The sequence below is a fragment of the Streptomyces sp. NPDC056527 genome (assembly GCF_042794475.1).
GTDB lineage: Bacteria > Actinomycetota > Actinomycetes > Streptomycetales > Streptomycetaceae > Streptomyces.
This window is the reverse complement of sequence record NZ_JBHTTQ010000178.1, coordinates 1-7,827: the sequence shown is the minus strand read 5'-3', so window position 1 is coordinate 7,827 and position 7,827 is coordinate 1. Positions and strand designations below refer to the sequence as shown.

Annotated in this window: 7 protein-coding genes; 4 read left to right on the top strand and 3 right to left on the bottom strand. The window is 69.6% G+C overall.

Annotation, left to right across the window (positions count from 1 at the left end; genetic code table 11):
- Positions 1-51 precede the first annotated feature (51 nt).
- Positions 52-1,482 carry a hypothetical protein gene (locus ACFQ7Q_RS36870; RefSeq protein WP_383563236.1) on the bottom strand — a complete coding sequence of 477 codons (1,431 nt, stop codon included), beginning with the start codon at positions 1,480-1,482 and terminating at the stop codon, positions 52-54.
- Positions 1,483-1,568: 86 nt separating this feature from the next.
- Positions 1,569-1,775 carry a hypothetical protein gene (locus ACFQ7Q_RS36865; RefSeq protein WP_329121435.1) on the bottom strand — a complete coding sequence of 69 codons (207 nt, stop codon included), beginning with the start codon at positions 1,773-1,775 and terminating at the stop codon, positions 1,569-1,571.
- Positions 1,776-1,907: 132 nt separating this feature from the next.
- Between ACFQ7Q_RS36865 and ACFQ7Q_RS36860 the strand changes: the two genes are divergently transcribed.
- Positions 1,908-2,882, top strand: a complete 975-nt coding sequence (locus ACFQ7Q_RS36860; RefSeq protein WP_383563232.1) for a carbohydrate kinase family protein — start codon at positions 1,908-1,910, stop codon at positions 2,880-2,882.
- A gap of 86 nt (positions 2,883-2,968) precedes the next feature.
- Here the strand turns inward: ACFQ7Q_RS36860 and ACFQ7Q_RS36855 are convergent, their stop codons facing one another.
- Positions 2,969-4,351 carry a cysteine desulfurase/sulfurtransferase TusA family protein gene (locus ACFQ7Q_RS36855; protein ID WP_383563229.1) on the bottom strand — a complete coding sequence of 461 codons (1,383 nt, stop codon included), beginning with the start codon at positions 4,349-4,351 and terminating at the stop codon, positions 2,969-2,971.
- 318 nt (positions 4,352-4,669) lie between these two features.
- On the opposite strand from ACFQ7Q_RS36855, the gene coxB reads away from it, so the two are divergent.
- The 3 genes from coxB to ACFQ7Q_RS36840 are packed head-to-tail and all read left to right on the top strand — an operon-like array spanning position 4,670 to position 7,793.
- Positions 4,670-5,665: a cytochrome c oxidase subunit II gene (gene coxB / locus ACFQ7Q_RS36850; RefSeq protein WP_383563226.1), complete on the top strand. Its 996-nt coding sequence runs from the start codon at positions 4,670-4,672 to the stop codon at positions 5,663-5,665.
- Positions 5,662-7,398: a cytochrome c oxidase subunit I gene (gene ctaD / locus ACFQ7Q_RS36845; RefSeq protein WP_383563223.1), complete on the top strand. Its 1,737-nt coding sequence runs from the start codon at positions 5,662-5,664 to the stop codon at positions 7,396-7,398. Before coxB ends, ctaD begins: the two co-directional genes overlap by 4 nt.
- Complete coding sequence (locus ACFQ7Q_RS36840; RefSeq protein ID WP_383563220.1) at positions 7,395-7,793, top strand: cytochrome c oxidase subunit 4; 399 nt, start codon at positions 7,395-7,397, stop codon at positions 7,791-7,793. The genes ctaD and ACFQ7Q_RS36840 overlap by 4 nt, the downstream gene beginning before the upstream one ends.
- Positions 7,794-7,827: the final 34 nt, after the last annotated feature.

Below are 7,827 nucleotides of genomic sequence, written 5' to 3'. Positions count from 1 at the left end.
GCCCCGGACTACCGGGGCGGCCGCCTTCGTACGTGTGCCGCTCTGCGCGCCTCACTGACGCGGTACGGGCTCCCCGCTCGCGTCCACGACCGTACGGCCGCCCAGCGGCTGCTCAAGGGTCACCGTCCGGGTGACCTCCACCGCGATGGCGATGCATGCCCGGCCCGGATCGATCGGCCGCTCGGTCACCTGCACGGCGACCTTGTCCGCCCGCTCCTTGGCCGTCGCCGTGTACTCGCTGCACACCCCGCCCCAGAAGGTCACCGACAGCTTCGTGCCGGAGCCGTCGACCCGGTACGACGTGAGCTGTCGCTCGGGCGCCGTGCCCTCTCCCGGGTCCTGCGTCGGGGGCGGCGTCGGACTGGGCTTGGCCGGGGGCGCCAGATGCTCGGGAGCCACCGCCGTCCGTACGACCGTGTACGGCTTCGCGCCGGCCTCCGCCTCCACCCGGAACAGCCACGACGGTACGAGCGCCCGCTCACCGTCCACGAACTGCGACGCGAGCCCGAAGACCGCGCCCGTGACCGCCAGCTCCTTCGGCTTCGCGTCCGGCTTGCAGGTCGTCGCCGGAGTGTCCGCGCCGCCCTCCGTGCCGGCCGGCGGATCCGTCGCACAGCCGCCGATGCCGATCGAGCCCGGCCCGGAGGACGCCTTGTTCAGCTCCTCCAGGGCCTTCTCCGCCCCGACCACCGGATAGCTGTCGCTCTTCACCGGGTCCTTCAGCTGTCCGCTGCCCGAGACCAGCTCACCCCCGGGTCCGACATGGATCCCGGTCGACCAGCCGTAGGTCGGCAGCCCGCCGACCACCGGATCGGCGTTGACCACCCGTACCGCGCCCATCAGCTGGCTCGTGTCCAGCTTCGCGTCCTCCTGGCCGATCGCCTTCAGTACGGGAGTGGCCGCCGCCCTCGCCGCCGCCTCGCTCACCGGCCCACCGCTCGGAGGCTTCGTCTCGCCCGGAGGCGGGCACGCCTTGCCCTTCAGGCAGGTGTCGCCGACCGGGCCCCCGTCGTAGCGGGAGAAGGTCCAGCTGCCCGGCGCCTCGGCCGCCACATCGAGCCGCAGCCCGGAGCCGTCCTTCTCCGGCGCGATCTTCCAGACCCCGCCCTCGAGACGTGGCGCGCCCGCGATGCCGAGCGCCTGCGCCAGCCGGGTCACCTCCGCCGGGGTGACCCGGCCCTCGGGCCGATGGACCGCGGCCGAGGAGGGCCCTTGGGGCAGCGGGCCCTTGGCCTTGTAGACGGCGCCACTGCCGTTCGGGTCGGGCTCACCCGGCGCGATACCGGGCCCGCCGTCGCTGCCGCTCTTGTCGTCGAGCTTCAGCGGCGGGGGAGCGGCCGCACCGGCGGGCCGGGTGGCATCGCCGTCGGCCGCCGTGGCGGCGAGATACACCCCGCCGCCCCCGACGAGCAGGACGCTCGCCGCCACCGAGGCGACGAGCATCGGCCGGTGCCGCATCCGCCGGTTCTCCGTACCGCTCACCACATCGCTCCTTCGTCCCTGACCCGGAAGACATCTCCCCGGGAGACATCAGTGGGACGGAATGGGCGAGCGGGTGGTTCCGTCCCTCAGTCGCCGTATTCGGAGGTGGCGTCGATCAGCCGCGCAGAGGCGGGCGGGACGACCACGCCGTGGATCAGTGCGGGGGAGACGGGGGCGGGGGCGTCGGCCGCCGGAACCACCCAGTGGGGGGCCATGCGCGCACTGTCTCCGCGCAGCTGGGCCAGGCTGAACTCGGACTCCTGATGCTCACGAGGAGCGGGGTACGTGGACATACGCGCACCGTACGCACGCCATGACTCCAGGGAAAAGACCTACTCTGGGGTAGTTTCCACTGTTCGGCAGGGCGCCTCCCACCCGGTAGCGTGAACTGTCAACCCCTTTCCGTCCCGCAGGAGCGCCCAGCCGTGCGTATCGCAGTCACCGGCTCCATCGCCACCGACCACCTCATGACCTTCCCCGGCCGGTTCGCAGACCAGCTCGTAGCGGACCAGCTCCACACGGTCTCTCTCTCCTTCCTCGTCGACAACCTCGACATCAGAAGGGGAGGCGTCGGCCCGAACATCTGCTTCGGCATGGGCCAGCTCGGCGGCAACCCGATCCTCGTGGGAGCCGCGGGCTACGACTTCGACGAGTACCGCGCCTGGCTGGACCGCCACGGCGTCGACACCGGCTCCGTGCGGATCTCCGAGGTCCTGCACACCGCCCGGTTCGTCTGCACCACGGACAAGGACCACAACCAGATCGGCTCCTTCTACACGGGCGCGATGAGCGAGGCCCGGCAGATCGAGCTGAAGGCCGTCGCCGACCGCGTGGGCGGCCTCGACCTGGTCCTGATCGGCGCCGACGACCCCGAGGCGATGCTGCGCCACACCGAGGAGTGCAAGACGCGGCGCATCCCCTTCGCCGCGGACTTCTCCCAGCAGATCGCGCGGATGGACGGCCAGGAGATCCGCACGCTCCTGGACGGCGCCACGTACCTCTTCTCCAACGAGTACGAGAAGGGCCTCATCGAGTCCAAGACCGGCTGGACCGACGAGGAGATCCTCGGCCGGGTCGGCCACCGGGTCACCACGCTCGGCTCGCGCGGTGTGCGCATCGAGAGCAAGGGCGGGGAGACCATCGAGGTCGGCTGTGCGGAGGAGGACGCCAAGGTCGACCCGACGGGCGTCGGTGACGCGTTCCGCGCGGGCTTCCTGACCGGTCTGTCCTGGGGCGTCAGCCTGGAGCGCGCGGCCCAGGTCGGCTGCATGCTCGCGACGCTGGTGATCGAGACCCTGGGCACCCAGGAGTACACGCTGCGCCGCGCGAACTTCATGGAGCGCTTCACCAAGGCGTACGGCGACGAGGCCGCGACCGAGGTCCAGGCGCACCTGGCCTGACATCGGGGCCCCGCGGCCCCACACCCATCCCCGGCCCGGACGGCACATGCCGCCCGGGCCGCGGGGTCCGGGCGGTGACTCCCCGCCTATGCCACCCGGCGCACCACGTACGCCGTGCCGCCCTTCGGTGAGGGCTCCTCGCCCACGTACTCCTGGCCGCGCATCTCGCACCATGCCGGGATGTCCAGACGGGCCGCCTCGTCGTCGGCCAGCACCGTCACCGTGCCGCCGACCGGGACGTCGTAGATCACCTTCGCGAGTTCGATGACCGGGATCGGGCAGCGCTTGCCCAGCGCGTCCACCACGAGCGAGCCCGTGGCACCCGCGCCGGTCACCGCCGCAGGGGCGCCCAGCCGCTCCCGTACCCCCGCGACCACGCCCGGGAGCACCTCCAGGAAGCGGTCCACGTCCGCCTCCGGCGTCCCGAACGGCAGCGACACCCGGACGTTGCCCTCGCTCAGCACCCCCATCGCGCGCAGCACATGGCTGGGCGTCAGCGTCGAGCTGGTGCACGACGAACCGGACGAAACGGAGAAACCCTCCCGGTCCAGCTCGTGCAACAGGGTCTCCCCGTCGACATAGAGACAGGAGAAGGTGACGAGATGGGGGAGCCGGCGCACCGGGTCGCCCACCACCTCCACATCCGGCACGAGCTCCGGAACCCGCGCGCGGATCCGGTCCACCAGGCCGCGCAGCCGTGTCGCCTCGGCGGCCGCTTCCGCCCGTACCGCCCGCAGCGACGCCGCGGCCGCCACGATCGCCGGCAGGTTCTCGAAACCGGCCGCCCGCCCCGACTCCCGCTCGTCCGCGGGCCCTTGGGGCGCGAACCGCACCCCCTTCCGTACCGCGAGCAGCCCCACTCCCGACGGTCCGCCCCATTTGTGCGCACTCGCCGCGAGCAGCGACCAGCCGCCCTCCACCGGCCCCCACCCCAGCGACTGCGCCGCGTCCACGAGCAGCGGCACCCCCGTCTCCCGGCATGCGTCCGCGACCTCGCCCACCGGCTGCACGGTCCCCACCTCGTGGTTGGCGGACTGCAGACACGCCAGGGCCGTCCCTTCGGTCAGGGCCGCGGCGAACGACGATGGGTCGACCGCGCCGGACCGGCCCACCGGGACCTCCGTCAGCGAACCGCCCGCCGCCGCAAGCGCCTCGCCCGCGTGCAAGACGGAGGAGTGTTCGACCGCCGACACCACGAGCCGCGTTCCGACACGCCGACGCCCCGCGAGGGCGCCGGAGATTCCGGCGTGAACCGCGCGTGTCCCCGAAGGAGTGAACACCAACTCGTCGGGGCGGCAGCCGACCGCCTCCGCGGCGGCCTCCCGCGCCGCGTCCAGGAGCAGTCGGGCCCGGCGCCCCTCGCGGTAGAGCCGGGCCGGATCGGCCCAGCCCTCGTCCAGGGAGGCAAGCAGCGCCTGACGGGCGACGGGGTGCAGCGGGGCGGATGAGGCGGCGTCGAAGTAGGGCACCGGACCACGGTAGTGCGCCGCACTCGTAAGTCCCCCCAGGCCCGGTGGGTCTGGAGGTGCCCCCACGTCAGATGCCCGTCCCGCACCGCCGATCGCGCGCCGGGGACCCCCTCGGAGACCCTCCGCGGAATGGTCCCGTCCACCCCTTCGGGGAGTCGGACGGCGCGTTGGGCACCCTCCCCGCGCGACCCCAAATAGCGTCCAGTAGGGTTTGGTCCGCATAAACATCCAAACCCCTGCCCGCGGCCGGGGCGGCGACCGACCAGCGAGGCGGCCGTAGCCGACCAGCGCGGGCCGAGACTCTCGGGAAGGCGCTACGTGAGTCCCAACGGCTCCGACCTCCCCCGCAGCCAAGGCGCGGGTGGTACCCCCACGTCTCGGCGCCCGATGCGGCGGAAGCTGCCGCAGGTGCTGACTGCGGGCCTGATCCTGGCGACAGCCACCGGCTGCTCGTACAACTGGGAAGACTTCCCCCGCCTTGGTATGCCCACCCCGGTCACGGAAGAGGCTCCCATGATCCTCTCCCTCTGGCAGGGCTCGTGGGCGGCTGCGCTCGTCACGGGCGTGCTGGTCTGGGGGCTGATCCTGTGGTCCGTCATCTTCCACCGGCGCAGCCGCACCAAGGTCGAGGTACCGCCGCAGACGCGGTACAACATGCCCATCGAGGCGCTGTACACGGTCACTCCGCTCATCATCGTGTCGGTGCTCTTCTACTTCACCGCGCGCGACGAGTCGAAGCTCCTTTCGCTCGCCGACAAGCCGGCCCACACGATCAACGTGGTCGGCTACCAGTGGAGCTGGGGCTTCAACTACATCGAGAACGTGCCGGGTGTGACGGGTGACGCGCAGACGGCCCCGAACCTCGACGCCATTCCGGACAAGTACCAGGACCAGTTCCCGGCGAACGCCGGCGGTGTCTACGACGCCGGTATCCCCGGTGACCGGAACCCGCAGACCGGCAACCCGGGCCCGACCCTGTGGCTGCCCGAGGGTGAGAAGGTCCGGTTCGTCCTGACCTCCCGTGACGTCATCCACTCCTTCTGGGTGGTCCCCTTCCTGTTCAAGCAGGACGTCATCCCGGGTCACACCAACGTCTTCGAGGTGACCCCGAACAAGCAGGGCACCTTCCTCGGCAAGTGCGCCGAGCTCTGCGGTGTCGACCACTCCCGGATGCTCTTCAACGTCAAGGTGGTCTCTCCGGAGCGCTACCAGCAGCACCTGAAGGAGCTGGCGGAGAAGGGGCAGACCGGCTACATCCCGTCCGGCATCGAGCAGACGGACCCGGCCAGGAATGCGGAGAAGAACCAACTGTGAGCATCCTCAACGAACCCCAGGGTGCGGCCGCGGCTGAGGACTCGTACGAGAACGAGCTCCCGGTTCGGCGCAAGCAGCCCGGCAACGTCGTGGTGAAGTGGCTGACGACCACCGACCACAAGACGATCGGCACGCTGTACCTCGTCACGTCGTTCGTCTTCTTCTGCATCGGCGGTCTGATGGCGCTCTTCATGCGCGCCGAGCTGGCCCGTCCGGGCACGCAGATCATGTCGAACGAGCAGTTCAACCAGGCGTTCACGATGCACGGCACGATCATGCTGCTGATGTTCGCGACGCCGCTGTTCGCCGGATTCGCGAACTGGATCATGCCGCTGCAGATCGGCGCGCCCGACGTGGCGTTCCCGCGGCTGAACATGTTCGCGTACTGGCTGTACCTCTTCGGCTCGATCATCGCGGTGGCCGGCTTCCTCACCCCGCAGGGTGCGGCCGACTTCGGCTGGTTCGCCTACTCCCCGCTGTCGGACGCCGTCCGCTCGCCGGGTGTCGGCGCCGACATGTGGATCATGGGTCTGGCCTTCTCCGGCTTCGGCACGATCCTCGGCTCGGTCAACTTCATCACCACGATCATCTGCATGCGCGCTCCCGGCATGACGATGTTCCGTATGCCGATCTTCACCTGGAACGTGCTGCTGACCGGTGTGCTGGTCCTGCTCGCCTTCCCGGTGCTCGCCGCCGCGCTCTTCGCGCTGGAGTCCGACCGCAAGTTCGGCTCGCACATCTTCGACGCGTCCAACGGCGGTGCCCTGCTCTGGCAGCACCTCTTCTGGTTCTTCGGACACCCCGAGGTGTACATCATCGCGCTGCCGTTCTTCGGCATCGTCTCCGAGGTCATCCCGGTCTTCAGCCGCAAGCCGATGTTCGGCTACATCGGTCTGATCGCCGCGACGATCGCGATCGCCGGTCTCTCCGTGACCGTGTGGGCCCACCACATGTACGTCACCGGTGGCGTCCTCCTACCGTTCTTCTCCTTCATGACGTTCCTCATCGCCGTACCGACGGGCGTGAAGTTCTTCAACTGGATCGGAACGATGTGGAAGGGCTCGTTGTCCTTCGAGACACCGATGCTCTGGACGATCGGCTTCCTGATCACCTTCACCTTCGGTGGTCTGACCGGTGTCATCCTGGCCTCGCCGCCGATGGACTTCCACGTCTCCGACTCGTACTTCGTCGTCGCGCACTTCCACTACGTCGTCTTCGGCACCGTGGTCTTCGCGATGTTCGCCGGCTTCCACTTCTGGTGGCCGAAGTTCACGGGCAAGATGCTGGACGAGCGACTCGGCAAGATCACGTTCTGGACGCTGTTCATCGGCTTCCACGGCACGTTCCTGGTGCAGCACTGGCTGGGTGCCGAAGGCATGCCGCGTCGTTACGCGGACTACCTCGACGCCGACGGCTTCACCGCGCTCAACACGATCTCGACGATCTCCTCGTTCCTGCTCGGTCTGTCGATCCTCCCGTTCCTCTACAACGTGTGGAAGACCGCCAAGTACGGCAAGAAGATCGAGGTCGACGACCCGTGGGGCTACGGCCGCTCGCTCGAATGGGCGACCTCCTGCCCGCCGCCGCGGCACAACTTCCTCACCCTGCCGCGGATCCGTTCCGAATCCCCGGCGTTCGACCTGCACCACCCTGAGATCGCGGCGGTCGACCAGCTCGAGAACAAGCCGCACGAGGCCGTGGCCCTCACGGGTGGCAAGGAGGCCGGCAAGTGAAGTTCCAGGGCAGGTTGTTCATCTGGCTGAGCATCTTCGTGCTCGCCATGGCCATCCTCTACGGCGTGTGGTCGAAGGAGCCGGTCGGTACGACGGCGCTGTTCCTGGCCTTCGGTCTCTGCATCATGGTCGGCTACTACCTGGCCTTCACGGCCCGGCGTGTCGACGAGATGGCCATGGACAACAAGGAGGCCGACGTCGCGGACGAGGCCGGCGAGGTGGGCTTCTTCGCCCCCCACAGCTGGCAGCCGCTCTCGCTGGCCGTCGGTGGCGCGCTCGCCTTCCTCTCCATCGCGATGGGCTGGTGGATCCTGTACTTCTCGGCTCCGCTGATCCTGGTCGGCCTGTTCGGCTGGGTGTTCGAGTTCTACCGCGGTGAGAACCAGAACCAGTAGCAGTACCCCCGTAACACCCCCGAGGGGCCCGGAC